We start from the raw sequence: 19,780 nt of genomic DNA on the forward strand, positions 1-19,780 counted from the left end.
TTGTCTCTAGTTGTTTAACCGCTTTTGGAATTCGGCTATCAGCTTGTACTCTTCCAGCAGGTTGTAGTAAACACGCTCGTATATATAGAAAAGCTCCAAATAAGCACTGGATCGTTCCAAATCAGGCTCGTGGCGATGCGAAATATGAATCATCTTTTTCACATCTTGTAATTGATCCATCGCTCCCAATGCATGCATCGCCAGAAGAGCGGCACCAAAGCTCGAGCTTTCATGACTCTCCGGGATCAGCACTTCATATCCGAACATGTCGGACATAATCTGCCGCCATTCTCGCGAGCGGGCGAATCCACCCGATGCCCGGATTTCCTTGGCTCCACCTGCCAGATCGCGCAGGGCGATACCGATGCTGTAGACGCTAAACAAGATTCCTTCGAGAACAGCTCGGATAAAATGCTCGCGCTTATGATGCAGGCCGATACCGAAAAAGGAGCCTCTTGCTTGTGCGTTCCAGTACGGAGCCCGTTCGCCCGACAAGAAGGGGAGAAAGAGCAACCCGTCTGCACCAGCTCGAACATGCTCAGCAGCTTGAATCATGACATCATAGGGATCAACGCCGAGCTGTTTGGCTTTTTCCACTTCGGGCCAACTGAATTCGTCACGGAACCAGCGAAGCATGATCCCGCCGTTGTTTGAGGGTCCGCCAATCACCCAGTGGTTTTCCGTCAGCACGTAGCAGAAAGTCCGTCCTTTTGGATCCGTGATCGGCTCTGGAACAACCGTTCTTACTGCGCCACTCGTGCCAATCGTGATGGCTACTTGTCCGGGGTCAATAGCTCCAATGCCGAGGTTTGCCAAAACCCCATCGCTGGCACCGACAACGAAAGGGGTATCGGGATCGATCCCAATCTCTTCCGCATAACGAATCTTCATTCCTCGCAGGATATGAGTAGTCGGTACAGGCTCACTGAGATGTTGCTTGGAAATGCCTGCGACTCGCAGCGCCTCCTCATCCCAGTCGAGCTTTCTCAGATTAAACAGCCCCATAGCAGAAGCAATGGAGTAATCGACGATATACTCACCAAAAAGCCGATAAATGACATATTCCTTGATCGAAAGAAACTTGGCTGCCCGGCGAAACGTATCTGGCAAGTTCTCCCGAAGCCACATGATTTTGGGCAGTGGAGACATGGGATGGATGGGCGTGCCTGTCGCTAAGTAAATCTGATGACCGACACCGTCTGCTTTTAGTCGGTCTGCTTGTGCCACACTCCGATTGTCCGCCCAGATAATGCTGTTCGTCAGGGGATTGCCACTCGGGTCGACTGCGATCAGACTGTGCATGGCAGTTGAGAAGCCAATACCACCGAGCTCGCTTTTGGCGATGCCTGCATGTTCCAGTGCTTGCTTCAATGCTTGAATGACAGCAGCAAAAATCGTCTCCGGCTCTTGCTCAGCCCAAGACGGCTGGGGAACGAGCAGCTGATAATCGATATTGCCCGTACCGCGGATGGCGCCGGAAGGAGTGAAAACAATTGCTTTGGTACTGGTTGTCCCGATATCAAGCCCGATAAAGTAGGATTGCGTCATAGAAGTCACCCCTAATTGAATACGCTTTCAACGTGTTGTCATGGAGATAACGCGATTATATCGAAATTTTTTTCATTTGTTAAGCATTAAGAAAAAAATTATTTCGTAATTAAACATTTCACACGATGCTTGTATGATTTGCATTTTTCACCTACAAGTTGCAAGAGGAGGCAAGCAAAAGAAAAAACGCCTGATTTACAGGCGTTTGAGTGAGATTGCTTCGCGGATGTGCTGGATATTGGCGATCGTATCATCCTGCCGCCGTAAGGATACGGCTACATAGAGCAGATCAATTAAACTGAGCTGAGCAAGCCTGGACGACAGGGCTTCTGTACGAAATACCGTTTCGCGTGAAGTCGTATACAAGCACATGTCTGCCAGACGTACAAGAGGGGATTTCCCATAGCTTGTGATGCCGATTGTTTTTGCTCCGGCTTCCTTGGCAACCTGCAGGGCTGCCAAGATATCTTTGTTGGACCCAGAGTGGGAGATGCCTACGACGACAGCACCCTCGGTAAGCAGAGAGGCGGACATCACTTGATAGTGGGCATCAGAATGATAGAGACAAGGGATGCCTGTCCGCATAAATTTGTGGTATGCGTCCTGTGCGATGACAGCTGAGCCTCCCGAGCCATAAAACTCGATCCGGCTAGCGTTTTCCAAACAGGAGACGATTTTCATTAACTCATCTTTATTGATAATCTGCTGCGTATCACGAATCGTCTCGATATTCGCTGTGAAAATTTTTTCAGCGATTGCACTGACGTCATCGTCGTCGAGATTGATTTCTTGGTGAATCGTTTGCTTCGGATTTGTGACTTCACTCGCCAAGGCGATCTTGAATGCTTGGTAACCGCGAAATCCAAGCCTGCGACACAGACGAAATACGGTAGCATCTGCACACTGGCATTGATCGGCTAGCTCCGTGATCGAGAAGTGAATAATTTCACTGGCATGCTCCAAAATATAGTCGGCGATCTGTTGTTCTTTCCCGCTTAATTGTGTATAGATAGCGCGTAATTGCGTGAGAACACGCGGAGCATGCGGGGTGGAAGCGTTCATCAATAGGTACCTCCTAACGTTCCATTGTGAATCTGTACTGATAGTATAAGGAAAATCAGACTCCTTTTCATAGGTTCGAAAAAATTTTCTTCATTTTTGATGAAAGATGAAAATTTTTGTCTTATAATACGTGGTAACGGATATGATCCAAAAAAGGAGTGACGTACACGATATGAAACTAGCGATCCTCGGATTAGGAAAAATGGGGTACAATCTCACGCTGAATTTGCTTTCGCATCAGCATGAGGTTGTAGCGTATGATGTAGATTCTGCGCGTGCAGAAGAGTTGAGTCATGAAGGCGCGATTCCGGCATTTTCGGTGGAGGACGCTGTAGCGAAACTGCCGACACCTCGCGTAGTATGGATGATGGTACCAGCAGGAGAGATTGTGGATCAACTGGTTGATCAACTCTCCACCTTGCTTGCCGCAGGAGATATCGTCATTGACGGTGGCAACTCTCATTACAAGCAATCGCTAGATCGCTATGCACGCTTGAAAGAGAAAGCTATTCACTTCATGGATGCAGGAACGAGCGGAGGCATGGAGGGAGCGCGCCACGGAGCATGCATGATGATTGGCGGAGATCGGGAAGCATTCACGCATATCGAGCCGATGGTTCGCGACATTAACGTTGAAAACGGATATTTGTATGCTGGGGAAGCGGGCAGCGGCCACTTCTTGAAAATGATTCATAATGGAATCGAATACGGCATGATGCAGGCGATTGGAGAAGGTTTTGAGGTACTTGCGAAAAGCCAATATAACTATGATTTTGCAGAGGTCGCACGCGTGTGGGCAAATGGTTCCGTCATTCGAGGCTGGCTGATGGACTTGACAGAGCGAGCTTTTCGAAAAGACGCCAAGCTTGATGAAATCCGTGGGGTCATGCACTCTTCCGGGGAAGGAAAATGGACACTGGAAACCGCGCTGGATCTACAGGCAGCCACACCCGTGATTGCGATGTCCTTGCTGATGCGGTACCGTTCGTTGGATGAGGATACGTTCCACGGAAAAGTGGTCGCAGCCTTGCGTAATGAATTTGGCGGGCATGCCGTAGAAAAGAAATAAGATAGGGGATGACCAAAGGTGCTTCGGTGGTTGAAGCTCCGGGGTCATCCTTTTTTTGTGTATGGAAAAAGAAGGAAATTTTAATTCGGAAAGCAAAGTGTGCAGGTATCACCCAGAAGTTTGCCTGGTCGAAAAGTGCTTTTATTCAGTAGCTTCTAAAACGATGGGAGGATGGAAAGATGAGCGTTGAAGAGGTTGTTTTGTACAAAAATGAGAAAGGAATTGTGACCCTTACGCTAAACAGACCACAGGCATTGAATGCTTTGAACCGAGATGTCCTTAATCAGCTTTCGACCATCTTGGACAGGATCAAGACCGATACCAGTGTGAGAGCGGTCATCCTTACAGGGGCGGGAGAAAAAGCATTTTCGGCCGGCGCTGACATTTCGTATCTGCATCAGGCGACACCGTTGGAAGTTAGGAATTTTGCTCAGTTGGCCGTGTCGGTGACCAGTAAAATCGAATCGTTGGGAAAAGTAGTCGTTGCTGCAATGAACGGCTATGCGTTAGGTGGGGGGCTTGAGATCGCCGAATCGTGCACGCTGCGTATTGCGGTTCACCATGCCAAAATGGGACATCCAGAGGTACGAATTGGAGCAGTGGCGGGCTTTGGTGGGACAACCAGACTTCCTAGGCTAATAGGAAAAGGCCGAGCTGCGGAATTGCTTCTTACAGGGTCAGCGATAGATGCGGATGAAGCATATCGAATGGGTCTGGTAAATCGGGTCGTTTCGCGTGAGCGGCTACTGGCGGAAACAGAGGAGCTTCTCCAGGAAATTTTGTCTCAGTCTCCGCTAGCAGTGAAACTGACGTGGGACGCGATTCACCGCGGAAGCAACCTGACAGTAGAGGAGTCCGCTCTTCTAGGCGCAGACTATTTCGGACTCGTGGCATCAACCGAAGACTTTCGGGAAGGAACCAAAGCTTTCTTAGACAAAACTCCACCACGTTTTACAGGGAGATAATCACACGAGCTTCAGTACCTCACACAATTCAACCAACCGCCTAACTCCGTACATCTGATGGCGATTGCGATCGTGAATGCTTCTAATCGCATCCGCCGTCACTTTTTTGGCCTGCTCAATACTTTGATTTTCTACTGCTTGTACAATTTCTTTCATGTTTGTTAAAAAATACACCGTATTGCGCAATGTGCGGATAAGCAAAATCTTCCGTATATCCATGGGAGTGAATTGGCGGTAGCCATTCGCAGGATCTCGTGGCAGTACGAGCAAGCCTTCTTTTTCCCAATGGCGAATCGCAGACGTGGTGACTCCTGTGTAAGCAGCGACTTCACCAATCGTCATGCGATCTCGCCACTTTTTGTTAGAAGGCAAGGAGACATCGAGATTTTCCAAAAGTCCGAGTGTTTGGTCTGCTGCGACCTTCTCTTGTTGGAGGGTGGCCTGTTCTTTATTCACAAGCCAAAAGGCAGCATCCATATCCGCTTTTTGAATCAATCGAAGGACTTCACAGGTGATGGCGACACCGAAGCCGGGGAACATAGCGCGAAGGCAACGAAAATAGGCAAGATGGCTCTCTGTATAAAGTCGATAGCCATTGTCTGCACGTTCGGGAGCAGGAACGACTCCCCAAGATTCATAATGGCGTAAAGCACTCGTGCTAATATGTAGCTCGCGAGCGATCTCAATCGGCTTGAAATAAGGCATCTGACGCACCTCCCGCTGGTTTGTTATCGCGGATTTCACTATACCAAGAACAGCAATTCGAAGCAAATAATCCTGTCATTTTTGGAAAGTCGCCATACTTTTACCCTGTTCAACATGGGATGGAAAGGCGAATATTGTCAGTAGATATTCATACTTCTTTTCCAGAGGTGAGACAACGTATGGCCATTGTTCAGCTACGCTCAGAGAACCCGGATTTTTCGTTCATGATCAAGAAAAATCCAAATTCCGGGCTGAGTTTACGATCTATTCGAAAAGGCATCGCTTACGGGTGGTTTTCCAATACGGATACATACAACGTTTACTTTAAAGATGCAGAAAATGAGGTTTCCTACAAACAATCGGAACAGGAGCATTTTGAATATTTGAATGTCTCCCGGTACAATACACCCTTGTTTCCGTTAAATGCGATTAATGAATTTTTTTCCGCTTCGATGAAGCAACACGACGAGCGGGATGCTGAAGGGTATGAGCATGTTTTTTTCATCAACATGATTCACATCGAACGCCTGCTTTATCTTACTTTTTTTGAGAAGCACCTCAAGGATTTCACCTTTGAACTCAACCACCACGCCGATAAAAGCTACGCTCTGACCATCACAACGAGAACGAGTCTGCATCAGCTTCTCCATGTCGTAAGTGTGCTCTGTCTATTCTTGAGTATGTTTGGAAAAGAGTACATCGATATATCCGATAACATCCTGGATAAATACATCAAAAGCATCCATGTCATCGACGCACCTTTTTACATACGAAGCCTGTTCGCACGCAACTTCCTGACAACCAGAGATCGCTATCGCAAGTATAAGACTGAGATCGAGAAGACAAGCCGCTACCCCATTCAATTGGAGTATGGCAGCACTGGTTTACAGAGAAGGAACTACATCGCGAGTAAGCTTCCTTTTACCAGATCGATTGTGGATATCGGATGCGGAGAAGGCTTTTATGCGATTCCGTTTGCTACCAAGCTGCCACAGTATTACTATGCAATCGATATCGATGAACAATCATTGGAAGTAGTCAGACGCAGGGCAGAGGAAAAAGAAATCCCGAATCTCATTTTGTTCCGCTCGCTTGATCAGTTTTTACAGGATTACAACGGTGAACAGGTAGATGTCATTTTGACTGAGGTCATTGAGCATATGAGCAAAGAGGAAGCGCGAGCGCTCATTAAGCAAATCTGCAGTCGATTGGATTTTAACCATCTTATCATTACAACGCCCAACGCGGATTTTAATCAGTTCTACGAGCTGGAAGGCTATCGCCACGACGATCATAAATGGGAAATGGGACAAGAAGAGTTCCAGGCATGGATGACCGAGATCATGGAAGAAGCCGGGGTAGAGGGGCAATTTGTATCTATTGGTGACGGCGTAAACGACATCCATACCACGCAAGGCGTCATTCTCCAGAGGAAGGGGGCGTAACGATGCTGTTACAGACACAGGTTCATACGATTTTCATGCTCGTCGGTCCCACCGAATGTGGGAAAACGACTTTTGCCAAGGAAGTACTCATGCCAAATCTTTCATTCGAAGATGAACAAAAAAACGTAAAAGCAAATGTCCAATACATTTCCTCGGACAGCATTCGCCAGGAATTGCTGGGCTATGATTACGACAAGTATGATCAGGTGATGCTGGAGGCTAGTGAGCAGGCTTTTCAGCTCCTGTTTGAAAAGCTGCGCTTGGTGACTTCGTTTCCGATCAACGCCGAATTCGTGGTTGTCGATACAACAGGGCTAGCGGAAGACTTCCGCTCGAAAGTCCGCGACATTGCAGCCGAGAACAATTACCGCTTGGAAGTGATCCTCTTTGATTATCGCAATCGGGAAGATTACTACGCATCTGAACGGTCGAAAAAACTGATTACCAACCATATTCTCCGTCTAAAGCAAGAAGTGCTCCGGGCATTGTCCAAAGAAGGGTACCACAACATTCACAGGATACGGCACAAAGATTTTTATGCAATAGCTGATGGGATGGCAAATCCTCTATATGAGGTCGTGATCGAAAATAAGGATGCCTATCTGGCTACGATCCTTCCCAAAGATCAAACATACATCATCATCGGAGACGTTCACGAATGCGTCCATGAGTTAAAAGGTCTTCTGCAAACCTACGGATTCAAGCTGGGGGACAATCGTCTCATCTCGACTGACAAGGTGCAGCATACCAAAATCATCATAGCAGGAGACTGGATCGACAAAGGAGCGCAAACGAGGGAGATCATCGAGTTTTTATATACGAATCAAGAGTATTTCTTGTTTGTTCTCGGGAATCACGAAAATTTTGTCTACAAGTACCTGCGCAAGGAACTAAAAGGGGTAGACCCACAGCTACTGGATACTTATTTTGATTCCATACACGTCCTGGAAAAAGACGCCGAATTAACTGAGAGGTTCAATCACCTGTATACGCTCGCTCAGCCGTTTTATCGATCGAACGCACTGACTGGCCCGTCCTATTATGTCACACACGCGCCCTGCAAAAAGAAGTATATCGGAAAGCTTGATGCGAATTCGATGCGACGCCAACGCAATTTTCGGATAGACCGAACAGCTTCATTGGAAGAGCAACTCGCATTTTTGACGGTTGAAGCAGTAAGTAACCATCCCTACCATATTTTTGGGCATATTGCGGCTCAAAAAGCGTTTCGCTTGAAAAACAAGCTTCATCTCGATACCGGATGTGTGCACGGAAATGCTTTGACCTCTGTCGTGATCGCACACAAGCCGTTTTTCAAATCGTTTCAGTCTGAGCATCGGGTGATGACTGAGGAGTTGCCGATCTTGTTCCACGCTGAAAAACAAGTATCCATAGGAGATTTGGAAGAGGAAGAACTTCGTCGACTCCGTTACTGCTCGCAAAACAAGGTCAATTTTATTTCTGGAACGATGCCTCCCGCGGATAAGAATACGGCGACTCAGGAATTGGAGTCGTTGAAGGCGGGGCTAGACTATTTTGCGAGTCGAGGCGTTCATCAAGTCGTGTTGCAGCCAAAATACATGGGTTCGCGATGCAATCTCTATCTCCATCATGAGCGCGACAAATGCTTTGCGATCAGCAGAAACGGTTATGCCATCAATCAGGTTGATTTGACACCGATTTATGACAGTCTATATGCAAGGTTCCGCACGTACATGGAGCAAAATGAAATTGCGATGCTCATCCTGGATGGTGAATTGTTGCCGTGGAGTGCAATAGGGAAGGGCTTGATCGAAAAGCAGTTCAAACCAATTGAATCCGCGTTGCGGAGTGAATTTGCATTTTTGCAGGAAAACGGTTTTGAAGAGGCGCTTCAGCAACTCATTCACAACTATGACGAGAGCGGATTCGAAAAAGACCAGTTCCATCTATCCAAGAGTGCACTCACGGAAAAATTCGGCGCGAGCTTGTATCAAAACTATAAGTATGTGCGAGAAATCAAAGAGAGCTACGTTTCTGTCGCCGAGCATTTGGAGGCCTATCACATTTACCAAAAACAGATGGAGCTCTATGCAGGAGAAGGGGAGCTTGCCTACAAGCCTTTTACGATTCTAAAGACCGTCTATTTGAATGGGGACGAGCAATTGCCCGATTGGAAAACATCCGATATGTATCGCTTTGTCAATGACGATCATTTTCTCACTATCGATTTGTCTGAGCCGAATGCGTATGAAGAAGCGGCTCGTTACTTTTCCACGATTACAATGGAAAACAAGATGGAAGGCGTCGTGATCAAGCCAGAGCTGATCAATCAGAAGGTCGTTCCTGCCATGAAGGTACGCAATCCGGAGTACTTGTCGATTATTTATGGCTACGACTACCGATTCCCACACAAATACCGCAAGCTTTTCCATCAGAAAAATATTACGCAAAAACTCAAGACTTCCATGCAGGAGCATAGGCTAGGTGAGCGGATGCTTGGTTTCAAATTCGCCGATATTTCTCCAGAAAATACGGAGTATCAAAAAGTAGTCGCAACGATGCTCTTTGAAGTGGCGAAGGAAAAAGAGATCGATCCACGATTGTAAATGAAAAACGAGAAGCCGCTACTACACAGGCTTCTCGTTTTTATTCGTTGCGTTATTTGTTGGAGGAAGGAGTAGCATTATCCCAGGCTTCAATATTATTGAGACCTTCAATACTGTCCTTGTAGAACACAGGGTCTTTTCCTGCCTTTTTCTGTTTCAAATAATCATGTAGCGCAGCATAGGCGACTTTTGACAACATGGCAATTGCAATCAGGTTGACAATGACCATCAAGCCCATGAACAAATCGGCCAAATCCCATACGAGCTGTACCTTTGCCACTGATCCGAACAACACCATAGCGAGTACACTCAAACGATACAGCAATAGCCAAGCTTTGCTTGTTTTCAAAAACTCGATGTTGGTCTCGCCGTAGTAGTAGTTACCAATCAATGTACTGAAGGCGAACAGGAATACCATAATGGCAAGGAAGCCGGACGCCCAAGAACCAATATGAATGCTCAGTGCTGCTTGGGACAGCTCAATGCCACTCAATCCTTGTTGCGTGTACGCGCCGGACAGCAAAATGATGAAAGCTGTGCTTGTACAGATCACGAGGGTATCGAATAGAACACCGAATGCCTGAATCAGACCTTGCTTCACTGGATGGCTTGTCGTTGCCGTTGCCGCAGCATTCGGCGCACTACCCATACCTGCTTCGTTCGAGAACAATCCTCGCTTGATGCCGTGCATGAGCGCTGCACCCAGAGAACCGCCTGCGATTTGTTCGAAGCCGAACGCGTTTTTCACAATCAACGCGATCAGTGCAGGCATCTCGGTGATGTTCATCAACACGATAAACAGCGCCATCCCGATGTACAATACAGCCAATACAATTACAATGTACTCAGACATTTTCGCAATGCGCTTTACGCCGCCGAAAATGATTGCTGCAAATGCGATCGTCATGATGATACCCAGTATCAAACGATCTGTCCCAAACGAATTTTCAAAAGCAATCGTGATCGTGTTGGATTGCACTGCGTTAAATACGAGACCAAACGAAAGGGTGATGAGGACAGCAAACAGCGCGCCCATCCAACGTTTGTTCAGGCCTTTTTCCATGTAATAAGCTGGACCGCCACGAAAACCGCTCTTATCCTTGATTTTATAAATCTGAGCGAGCGTACTCTCAACAAAACTGGATGCCGAACCGATAATCGCGATGACCCACATCCAGAATACGGCACCAGGACCACCTAGAGCAATGGCAATGGCAATTCCTGTAATGTTCCCAGTGCCGACACGCGCGGCCATACTAATAGCGAAAGCTTGAAAAGGGGAGATGCCACCGTCGTCTTTCGCTCTTCCTTCTTTAATGGAACGGATCATTTCCGGCAACATACGTACTTGCAAAAATTTACCCCGGTAGGTAAAGAACAAGCCTAACGCGATAAGCATGATAATGATAATATAGGACCACAAAAAATCGTTTATAGAAGTTGTTACATCCAGTAGGAATTGTTGCATCGTGTCACCTCGGAGTTTGTTATGAATGTTTCCTTAGTATTCTCTAAAAAATTGTTACATCCCATTCGTGAGCCATATGTTTTAACAAAGAAACGCCCGCTACACTATTTCCACAACCGTCAATGGAAGGTCCGAAAATACCGATTCCACAGCCATCTTGAAACGGTGAATGTGGTTTGCGGTTAGGAGGAACCAGCGTCATGATACCGCCTGATACGCCACTTTTTGCTGGCAAGCCAACATTCGCGGCAAATTTGCCCGATGCATCGTACATGCCGCAGGTGAGCATCAGTGCTTTGGCTAAACGGACGACATCTTTCGGGAGAACTTGTTCGTTGCGCAGAGGATGGAAGCCGTCGAGTGCCAACAGGAGACCAATCAAGGCGATTTGCTCGGTAGTTACTTCAATCGAGCATTGCGTTAGATAAACCTCCAAAGCCTCTTCTACTTCGCAGGCCAGATAGCCTGTATCCTTTAAATAATGGGCGAGTGCCCGGTTTCTGTGAGAGTTTTCCCATTCGGAAAGAAACACTTCCTCGTTCACCATTGGCGTGACACCTGTGATTTTACTGAAAAATGCATACAAGTAGCGCAGTTTATGATCCGGTGATTGACCAGGGAGGAGTGAAGAGGTCGTAATTGCTCCCGCATTGATCATCGGATTAAAAGGCTTACCTGGCTTGTTCATTTCCAGTCGGATAATGGAGTTGAATGCATCTCCAGTCGGTTCTACATCCACCCGATCCAACACGTAAGGGATGCCATGGTAGCAGCAAACAGCAATAAAACTGATGACTTTGGAAATACTTTGCATCGTAAAAGGAACTTCCCAGTCACCCGCGGTGTGCATTTTTCCTGTAGGCTCGATGATACAAATACCTAACTGATTCGGATCCGTTCTGTACAAGGCAGGGATATAACTGGCACATTTTCCTTCTGATGCCTTGGAACGATATTGTTCCACCCATTGCTCTAATTCATCCACGAGTAAAACCTGTTGAATCAACGCCTGTCCCCCCAAAAATCGAATACACTGCTCTTACGCGAAGTGGATGAGAAAGCGCTTCCATGCTTCGCGAAAATACATATAATGATCACTTTACAACCACCCTACAAAATAAAACAAAAACTCACAGATTGTTTCATGAGAGTTTCACATTTTTTTTTACTTGTCCGATATGCGTATCCTCGGTAAAAATAGATAGGAGCATCAAGAAACAACATGGGAAGTGAAAGGCGTGCGTGTTCAGACACAAGTAAAACGAGATTGGTATATATTGGTGCTCATGCTGATTACGGTGCCATTGGCAGGGGAGTTGAAATTTTATCCCGTCAATGAGACTTTTCGAATTAGCTTTGGAGCTCCTACCTTTTTCTTCTTTTTATTATTGTTTCAACGAATTCCATCTGTTCTCGCTGGCTTTTTGACGGGGATTACGGTCGTATGCTTCCGGGTTGTGATGGACCTCATCGCCGGGAATCATACAGCATGGGAGGCTTCTCTCCAAGCGCATTATTCTAGCTTTTTCTTTTATTTCGCTTATTGTGTTCTGTTTTACTTAACCGGAATACGTCATTTTCACAACAGGACGATTTTGGTTGGATTAATGGGAATGGTCATCGAGGTATTGGCTGACCTCATTGAGTTTCTCTCGCAACATGTACTGCTGGATACCGTCCTCACATGGGGAGCGGTGCAAGAAATGCTCGTCATCGCTCTGTCCCACAGCTTTATCGTGATCAGTTTTCTCAACATGATGAAGCTGTACGAAGCACAATCGCGAGAGCAACAGACAAGAAAACAGAACGAACACATCCTGATGCTGATATCAAACTTGTATGAGGAATCGATTCATTTGAAAAAAACATTGCAAAATGCCGAGAGTATTAGTATGAAGTCTTTCGAGCTATACCAAGGCTTACAGGAGCTCCATAAGGAACAGGTGGTCACGAATGTAGAGAGCTTTGCCAAGAAAGCCTTGATTGTTGCAGGCGAGGTTCACGAGATTAAAAAGGATAATCAACGCATTTTTGCAGGGCTGCACAAGCTGATTTCCGATGAAAGCCTTACGGATTACATGGACATCCATCAGCTCGTGGACATTATCAGACGAAGCAATATGAAGTATGCGACTTTGTTGGAGAAGGACATACAGATAACAGCTTCCATTACGGGGACACATCCGCTCTACCATGTTTTCATGATGCTTTCCCTGATCAATAATCTGGTGGCAAATGCAGTGGAAGCTATCCAGCAAACAGGAGCCATTTCCATAGAAATTGATCGGATTGGGGATCATGTGGAAATCAAAATCAACGATGACGGGCCGGGAGTACCTCCACGGAGAAAGGCTTTATTATTCAAGCCTGGCTTTACTACGAAATACGATCAAACCGGCAACCCCTCTACAGGGATCGGACTGTCTTATGTACAACAATTGGTAGAACAATGGCAAGGGGAAATCTCCCTACAGGATGGAGTATATGGGAAGGGGACGACATTTCTCATGCGAATACCAATTGATCCGATAACGAAGAAAGAGTGAGAAGATGCTGTTTTATTTAGTGGATGACGATGATGCTGTTCGCCTTATGCTGACGGAAATTATAGAAGACGAGAATCTGGGCGAAGTCGTGGGGGAAGCATCTGACGGTTCGATGGTAGACGGTCATACGTTAACTGCACGCAACGTAGATATTTTGCTGATCGATCTGTTCATGCCCGACCGGGATGGGATCGAAACGATTCGCCAAGTAAAGCCGACGTTCTCAGGAAAGATCGTTATGATCTCACAGGCAGAAACGAAAGATTTGATTGCCCAAGCTTATGCCCTTGGAAGCGAATACTACATTATCAAGCCTGTAAACAAGATCGAAGTCGTAACGATCCTCCAAAAAGTGATCGAGAAAATTCGCCTCGAGCGTTCGATACGGGACATTCACAAATCGCTAAATGCTGTCATGCAAGTGGACCAGCCACCTTCCGGACAACATCGTCCGTCACAGGGTAAACCACTTCGCGAGGCGGGGCAATTTCTATTAACAGAATTGGGCATCGCGGGGGACAATGGTAGTAATGACTTGCTAGATATTTTGGACTTCTTGCATGGATACGAACAGACGCATACGTTTAAAAATGGATTTCCTGCGTTAAAAGAGATCTTTGTGGCAGTAGCTCAGGACAGGCTAGGAGTAGCTCCGGATGATCCACAAATCGCTAAGGTTGTCAAAGCTTCTGAGCAGAGAGTACGTCGAGCGATTTATCAGTCGCTGAATCATTTGGCGTCTCTTGGGCTTGCGGACCTCTCGAATTGGAAGTTCGAGAATTACGCTTCGCAGTTTTTTGATTTTACGTATGTGTGGAAGAAGATGGCGGAATTGAAAAGCAATGCTACATCGCCGAGTTCAGATATTCGGATCAATATGAAAAAGTTCATTCAAGTGCTGTATGCAGAGGCGAAGCGCATACAGTCGGAGTCGTGATTGGCAGATTCTAACGTATAGAGGTAAGTCCTGATCAGGTTGATTAGGGCTTTTTGCTTTGTATGGGGAATACATGTTTTTTATTGACTAAATGTTCATTCAATAATAAACTGGGGTCATATACCAAATACCAAATCTACAATTCACGGAGAGATCACCGATGGATTTGTACTATGAGGTTTCAGGGGAAGGAAAACCAGTCATTTTGTTGCACAGTGGCGGTGCTGATTTGCGGGATTGGGTGTTTGTCGCGCCGATTCTGGCGAAGCATTTTCAGGTCATCGCTTTTGACGGACGCGGCTGCGGGAAATCGCCGTCTCCAACAGAGACACCGAACTACGTCGATGATTTGCTTTCCGTCATGGACCATTTTCGGCTGGATGAAGCCACACTCGTGGGGCATTCGATAGGTGGACGAATTGCAACTGAGTTTGCTTTGGCTTATCCGCAGCGAGTGAGCAAGCTCGTGTTGATCGCTCCGGATTTGTCAGGCTATACGTTCAGCAAGCCTTTCACAGAATGGATGCAAACAATTCAAGCGGCAGCACCGGATGTTGACCGTATGTTGGAGCTTTCTCTGTCCTCCTGCTCGTACCGCGTCGTGATGGCAAGTCCCGAGAAGGACCTCATGGTAGAGATGACGAAGCATAATATAGCGAAAATGTTCGAGTGGGCCACCTGGGAGTCCGTATGGCCGCAACCACCTGCGATTGAGCGTCTGGGAGATTTGGCTCATAAAACATGCTTTCTCCTCGGCAAGGAAGATGCGCCTGATCTACAACGTATCGCCGAACATTTTCAACAAGTCTTGCCAGAGCATAGGGTTATCGAGATTACGGGTGCCGATCATAAACCAACGTTGACGCATCCGGAAGAAATCGCTCGCGCTATCATTGAATTTTTGGAGGATTGATGTAAACCGTGCCGCGTACTCCAGCTGAAAATGAACGCATTCGCCAAGCTGCAAAAGACAAAATCCATGCAGCCGCGATGACGCTATTCATAAAAAAAGGCTACCACGCGACCTCAATCGACGATGTAGCCAAACAGGCCCAGATATCGAAGGGACTGCTTTACAATTATTACAAAGGCAAAGAAGAGCTTCTCGCCGCGATGGTTCAGGTACGGATCGAGGAAGTAAAAGAAGTGATGGAGGCTGCGACTCAGCTTGCAACGCCGAGCGAACAGCTGCGCCATATTGTCAACGGTGCGCTTGATAACGTATACCAGCGACCGGATGTTTATCGTTTTTACTTGAATTTGCAGACGCAGCCCGAAGATGATCGTGTTCTTGCTTCTTACAGAGAGCAATTAAATGAGGAGTCAAGCAGGCAGTTTGAAGTCCAGTGCCAGATCTTCAAACAATTAGGAGTAAAGCAGCCCAGATTGAGATCGCTCTATTTTTCATCGGCGCTCCAAGGCGCAATGCTGATGATGACGACTTATCCGGAAGGGTTTCCGGTTGAAGAGATGAAGGAGCAGATTGTTCGGGAGTATTGTAGCCCTCCGGCAGAAACAGAGAGTTTTGATTGATAATGAAGAGGCTATCCCATTCGTAAAGGATACAGGTGGGGTAGCCTCTTTTTTTCTGTACCTATGACCTATGGTATTACTGAAAAGCCCAAAACACATACCATCCAAACCACCGCTTTGATATATCAAAATATTTTAAATTGACAGAAATAAATAAAACCAATATATTGGTTTTATGGACATGAACCTAATCAAACAGATCGAACGCCCCACATTACGCGAACAGGTATACCAAGGCTTGAAGAAAGCGATCATCATGCTGGAGCTAAAGCCAGGACAACGAGTCAACGACAACGAGCTGGCGGCTTTATTTGGCGTGAGTCGAACACCTGTGAGAGAAGCGCTCAAACGGCTGGAGGACGAAGGGCTTATTGAATCCGTTCCCGGCTCTCTCACACGGGTGACACCCTTACTCGAAAAGGAGGCGAAGCACGCTTTTCCGGTTGTTGCGGCCTTGCACGGGTTGGCAACACGATTGGCGATGCCATTTGAAACAGAGGTCATCTGTAGTTTGGAGCAATGGAATGAAAAGCTGCAGGTCGCACTCGAACAGCAAGATGTGATCAAAGCGCTTGAAGCAGATGATGGCTTTCACGACGTGATCCTCGAAGCTGCTGGGAATCGTGAAATCTACCTGGCTCTTGAGCGAGTTGTACCGAAAATTCGGCGTTTGGAATTTGCTCGGTTTGGTTCCTTAGAAGGGGTGGAATCAGTAGAACAGCATCGCAGAATCATCGAAGCGATTCGAGACAACAACAGTCAGCTTGCCTCTTCTTTAATGGAAGAAAACTGGATCAACCTTGGCAGATTGCTTACGGACCATTCTAATGATGAATAGGGGGTAATGGCATGAGTACGGTTGAAATGAAGGGAGAAGTACATGATTCGCGTGTTCTTCAATGGGCACGATCCATTATCGAAGAGAGTCCGTCCCACCGTCTGATTCAGCAAGAGATCGTGAATGCTGTCAACCGCAATGCGATTTGGCGCGGCGAGGAATGCCTGAATTTGCTCGCACCAGAAGCTCCTACCACGCCCATCGTACGTCAACTGCTCGCTTCTGAGGTTGGTACTCGCGCTGCGGAAGGACATATTGGCAGCACGCAGAGATGGTTCGCTGGCACAAAATATATCGACGAAATCGAAGCGCTATGTGTGGAGCTATTGAAAAAAGTATTCCACGCCAATTTTGCTGACCATCGATTGGTAGCGAGCATGATCGGGAACATGACAGTCTATGCGGCGTTAACACAACCGGGCGATACGATTATGACGATTGCGCAACCGTTTGGGGGGCATTCCAGCAATCGGGTGGACGGGCCTGCTGGCATTCGCGGTTTGCAAATTGTGGATGTGCCAATGGACCCCGCTGAGCTTACCGTTGATTTGGACGAATTCGCGAAAGTCGCACGGCAAGTTAGACCAAAGCTCGTTACCCTCGGCGCGTCCATGACCTTATTCCCATTTCCTTTGAAGGAAATGGCTGAGATCGTGAAGGAATGGGGCGGGCGCATTTATTTTGATGGTGCACACCAGTTGGGGTTGATCGGTGGTGGTCAATTTCAAGACCCGCTACGAGAAGGGGCATGTGTGATGACTGGCTCGGCTGGCAAAACATTTAGCGGTCCGCAAAGCGGCATTATCGTCTGGAATGACCCGGAACTTTCGATACCGATTACAGATGCCATTTTCCCAGCCCTTGCCGCGACACATCAAGTCAACCGGGTAGCGGCACTGGCTGCGGCGGCGGCAGAGTTTTTGGCGTTTGGCAAAGAATACATGGCGCAAATTGTGACGAATGCGCAAGCGCTGGGAAAAGCATTCGATGAACGGGGTATTCGAGTTCTTTGCGCCCATAAAGGCTATACACGTACACACCAAGTCATTCTGGACGTAAAAGAGTTTGGCGGTGGGTACGAGGTAGGTAAGCGATTGGCAGAAGCGAACATCATCACGAACAAAAATTTAATTCCAGGCGATGGACCAGAGGATTGGGACTTTCCAAGCGGTCTGCGTATCGGGACGACAGAAGTCACTCGCTTTGGTATGAAGGAACAAGAGATGGACATGATTGCAGAACTCATTGTTAGTGTGTTGTCCGGCAGGGAAAAGCCCGAGGTGGTTAAGTCAAAGGTGATCGAATTGCGCAGATCGTTTAGCAAGATGCAGTTCTGCTGCCCAGAATAGAGCCGGTGGGAAAAACACCGTATGCCGGTGGGTCAAACCTTGGCATACGGTGTTTTTCGAGTGGTAAGTGGACTCTCATTCTTGACAATGTCTTTTCATTTCGTAAATAATCGATTGATACCATCAAAGAATGGGAGTCTAAACGGATGAGTACAGACCATACAAACTCAAACTCGGATGTTACTATTGATCAGACAACGAAAGAGCTTGCTCTCGTATTTGGTCAGCTAAAGCGGATCGGACATGTTTTCAGTCCTTCGAAAGACCTCCGTCAGAGCGAACTGAATTTGCTAGTTCACTTGACCTACGTCAGTCCACCTGGCACGAACGGCATCAGAGTTTCTGAGCTAGGCAAGCAGTTGAAAATAACGTCTGCAGCTGTGACCCATGTGATTCAATCACTCGAACAGCAAGGCTACATAACCCGTACCGTAGGACCTAAGGATCGACGCTCCATTCTCGTAGCCCCTACGAAAAAGGGATTTGATTTTGTGGCAGCGAGAGAGCAAGAGCTGTTTAATCGTTTTCAGCAGCTGCATGAACATCTAGGTACGGATGATGCACAGGCACTCATACGAATTTTAACGAAATCAATCCGATTCCTGCATACCTATCAGGATAGCGATGAATCACACCCATAGTTCGAAGAGGAACTATGGTTTTTTATTGTTTTGATAAGAACCTTGCTCCAGCTCTTTAAGGAGAGAGTTCGCAGAGGGGCTCCATTGCAACTGTTGTTCCGCGCGCAATCCAGATATCCTCTGATTGATGCTCGCCCCCCAAGCGGCTGGTCCTAACTCCTTGGCCGCATCCTCATAGCTCCATGATTCCGCTTTGTCTATCCCAGCTATTTTGGCAATCGAAGTCATGAGCTCTTTCGTCGTAATCATTTCCTTAGAAGTTCCGTTAAATAATGAGCCTGGTTGTGCGCGTAAAAAAGCGCATTCGTAAAGTCTCGCCAAATCATCAATATCGATAGTAGACCATGCCGTTTGTCCATCATCGATGTAGTTGGCTGACTGAGAGAGCTTCGTTCTTTGAATCGTTGCTTGGACGAGTCCACCACCACGACCATACACAAGTGTAGGACGTATGACGATTGTTCGAATGTTGCGCTCGGCAGCTACTAAAACTTCCTGCTCCTGGTTCGCTTTCCATTGGAGAAAAGGCAAAGGGTTGAGAGGGGAGTTCTCATCCACGACAGTGTCGTACGTATCGTTATAGATCAGCGTTCCGCTCGTATAAATGAATGGCTTCCCTGTCCCTTCCAAACCATCCAGCATTGCCTGAACCGCAGCTACATCCAGTTTTTCCATATCAGGAGTGTGCGAGATCGCCATATGAATGACCCCATCGAATTTTTTAACAATCTCCGTTAGCAGTGTGGTGTCCGCAAGATCGCCAGCAATAGGGGTGAACCCCTGTGAAAGCAACAGCTCCGCTTTCTCTTCCGATCGTACAAGTCCAGCAACCTGATACCCAAGAGACTGAAAATGCTCGGCGACTACGGACCCGACATAACCTGTTATTCCTGTAAGGAAAACATTCATGACAAAACCTCCTTCATACATAATTAATTTAGTAAATAAATTATATAGTGAATTATTTAGTAAGTTCCTTGCAATGTCAACACAATTTATAATTAACTGAATATTGACAAAACGAAAATTGGGTGTTATTTTCACATTAGGAAAACGTTTACCCGCTACATAGAAAGTGAGTGAAGA

17 protein-coding genes are annotated in these 19,780 nt (G+C 46.9%); 11 read left to right on the plus strand and 6 right to left on the minus strand.

The annotated features are described in order from the left end of the window. Positions 1-6: 6 nt before the first annotated feature. Both gntK and HP567_RS17270 read right to left on the minus strand, forming a co-directional pair. A complete protein-coding gene (gene gntK, locus HP567_RS17265; RefSeq protein ID WP_173609294.1) occupies positions 7-1,548 on the minus strand; it encodes a gluconokinase in 1,542 nt (513 codons plus the stop codon). 195 nt (positions 1,549-1,743) lie between these two features. After that, on the minus strand, positions 1,744-2,610 hold the full coding sequence (locus HP567_RS17270) for a MurR/RpiR family transcriptional regulator (protein WP_088907452.1): 867 nt from the start codon (positions 2,608-2,610) through the stop codon (positions 1,744-1,746). Between the two features lie 172 nt (positions 2,611-2,782). On the opposite strand from HP567_RS17270, the gene gnd reads away from it, so the two are divergent. Together gnd and HP567_RS17280 are read left to right on the plus strand one after the other, a co-directional pair. Then, on the plus strand, positions 2,783-3,679 hold the full coding sequence (gnd, locus tag HP567_RS17275; protein ID WP_173609293.1) for a phosphogluconate dehydrogenase (NAD(+)-dependent, decarboxylating): 897 nt from the start codon (positions 2,783-2,785) through the stop codon (positions 3,677-3,679). Positions 3,680-3,858: 179 nt separating this feature from the next. Further along, the gene (locus HP567_RS17280; RefSeq protein WP_173609292.1) at positions 3,859-4,644 is read left to right on the plus strand and encodes an enoyl-CoA hydratase/isomerase family protein; all 786 of its coding nucleotides are present in this window, start codon (positions 3,859-3,861) and stop codon (positions 4,642-4,644) included. Here HP567_RS17280 and HP567_RS17285 read toward each other — a convergent pair whose 3' ends face one another. Continuing rightward, positions 4,645-5,349, minus strand: coding sequence for a TioE family transcriptional regulator (locus tag HP567_RS17285; protein ID WP_173609291.1), 705 nt, complete (start codon positions 5,347-5,349; stop codon positions 4,645-4,647). Positions 5,350-5,528: 179 nt separating this feature from the next. On the opposite strand from HP567_RS17285, the gene HP567_RS17290 reads away from it, so the two are divergent. Both HP567_RS17290 and HP567_RS17295 read left to right on the plus strand, forming a co-directional pair. Continuing rightward, positions 5,529-6,794 carry a methyltransferase domain-containing protein gene (locus tag HP567_RS17290; protein WP_173609290.1) on the plus strand — a complete coding sequence of 422 codons (1,266 nt, stop codon included), beginning with the start codon at positions 5,529-5,531 and terminating at the stop codon, positions 6,792-6,794. Positions 6,795-6,796: 2 nt separating this feature from the next. After that, positions 6,797-9,382 carry a metallophosphoesterase gene (locus HP567_RS17295; protein ID WP_173609289.1) on the plus strand — a complete coding sequence of 862 codons (2,586 nt, stop codon included), beginning with the start codon at positions 6,797-6,799 and terminating at the stop codon, positions 9,380-9,382. A gap of 52 nt (positions 9,383-9,434) precedes the next feature. On the opposite strand, the gene HP567_RS17300 is transcribed toward HP567_RS17295, so the two are convergent. Continuing rightward, positions 9,435-10,850: an alanine/glycine:cation symporter family protein gene (locus tag HP567_RS17300; RefSeq protein WP_173609288.1), complete on the minus strand. Its 1,416-nt coding sequence runs from the start codon at positions 10,848-10,850 to the stop codon at positions 9,435-9,437. A 43-nt stretch (positions 10,851-10,893) separates the two neighbouring features. After that, a complete protein-coding gene (locus tag HP567_RS17305; protein ID WP_173609287.1) occupies positions 10,894-11,871 on the minus strand; it encodes a glutaminase in 978 nt (325 codons plus the stop codon). A gap of 265 nt (positions 11,872-12,136) precedes the next feature. Between HP567_RS17305 and HP567_RS17310 the strand changes: the two genes are divergently transcribed. The 7 genes from HP567_RS17310 (at position 12,137) to HP567_RS17340 (ending at position 18,694) form a co-directional block, all read left to right on the plus strand. Further along, positions 12,137-13,396, plus strand: coding sequence for an ATP-binding protein (locus tag HP567_RS17310; RefSeq protein ID WP_173609824.1), 1,260 nt, complete (start codon positions 12,137-12,139; stop codon positions 13,394-13,396). A gap of 4 nt (positions 13,397-13,400) precedes the next feature. Then, a complete protein-coding gene (locus tag HP567_RS17315; RefSeq protein ID WP_173609286.1) occupies positions 13,401-14,333 on the plus strand; it encodes a response regulator in 933 nt (310 codons plus the stop codon). A 160-nt stretch (positions 14,334-14,493) separates the two neighbouring features. After that, positions 14,494-15,246, plus strand: a complete 753-nt coding sequence (locus HP567_RS17320; RefSeq protein WP_173609285.1) for an alpha/beta fold hydrolase — start codon at positions 14,494-14,496, stop codon at positions 15,244-15,246. Positions 15,247-15,254: 8 nt separating this feature from the next. Continuing rightward, entirely contained in the window at positions 15,255-15,866 is a 612-nt protein-coding gene (locus HP567_RS17325) for a TetR/AcrR family transcriptional regulator (RefSeq protein ID WP_173609284.1), read from the plus strand. A gap of 175 nt (positions 15,867-16,041) precedes the next feature. Beyond that, positions 16,042-16,704 (plus strand): GntR family transcriptional regulator, encoded by a 663-nt coding sequence (locus HP567_RS17330; protein WP_173609283.1) that lies wholly within the window; start codon positions 16,042-16,044, stop codon positions 16,702-16,704. Between the two features lie 11 nt (positions 16,705-16,715). Further along, the gene (gene glyA, locus HP567_RS17335; RefSeq protein WP_173609282.1) at positions 16,716-18,053 is read left to right on the plus strand and encodes a serine hydroxymethyltransferase; all 1,338 of its coding nucleotides are present in this window, start codon (positions 16,716-16,718) and stop codon (positions 18,051-18,053) included. Between the two features lie 146 nt (positions 18,054-18,199). Next, complete coding sequence (locus tag HP567_RS17340) at positions 18,200-18,694, plus strand: MarR family winged helix-turn-helix transcriptional regulator (protein ID WP_173609281.1); 495 nt, start codon at positions 18,200-18,202, stop codon at positions 18,692-18,694. Between the two features lie 12 nt (positions 18,695-18,706). Here the strand turns inward: HP567_RS17340 and HP567_RS17345 are convergent, their stop codons facing one another. Next, entirely contained in the window at positions 18,707-19,603 is an 897-nt protein-coding gene (locus tag HP567_RS17345) for an NAD-dependent epimerase/dehydratase family protein (protein ID WP_173609280.1), read from the minus strand. Positions 19,604-19,780: the final 177 nt, after the last annotated feature.

The sequence above is a fragment of the Brevibacillus sp. M2.1A genome (assembly GCF_013284355.2).
Taxonomy (GTDB): domain Bacteria; phylum Bacillota; class Bacilli; order Brevibacillales; family Brevibacillaceae; genus Brevibacillus.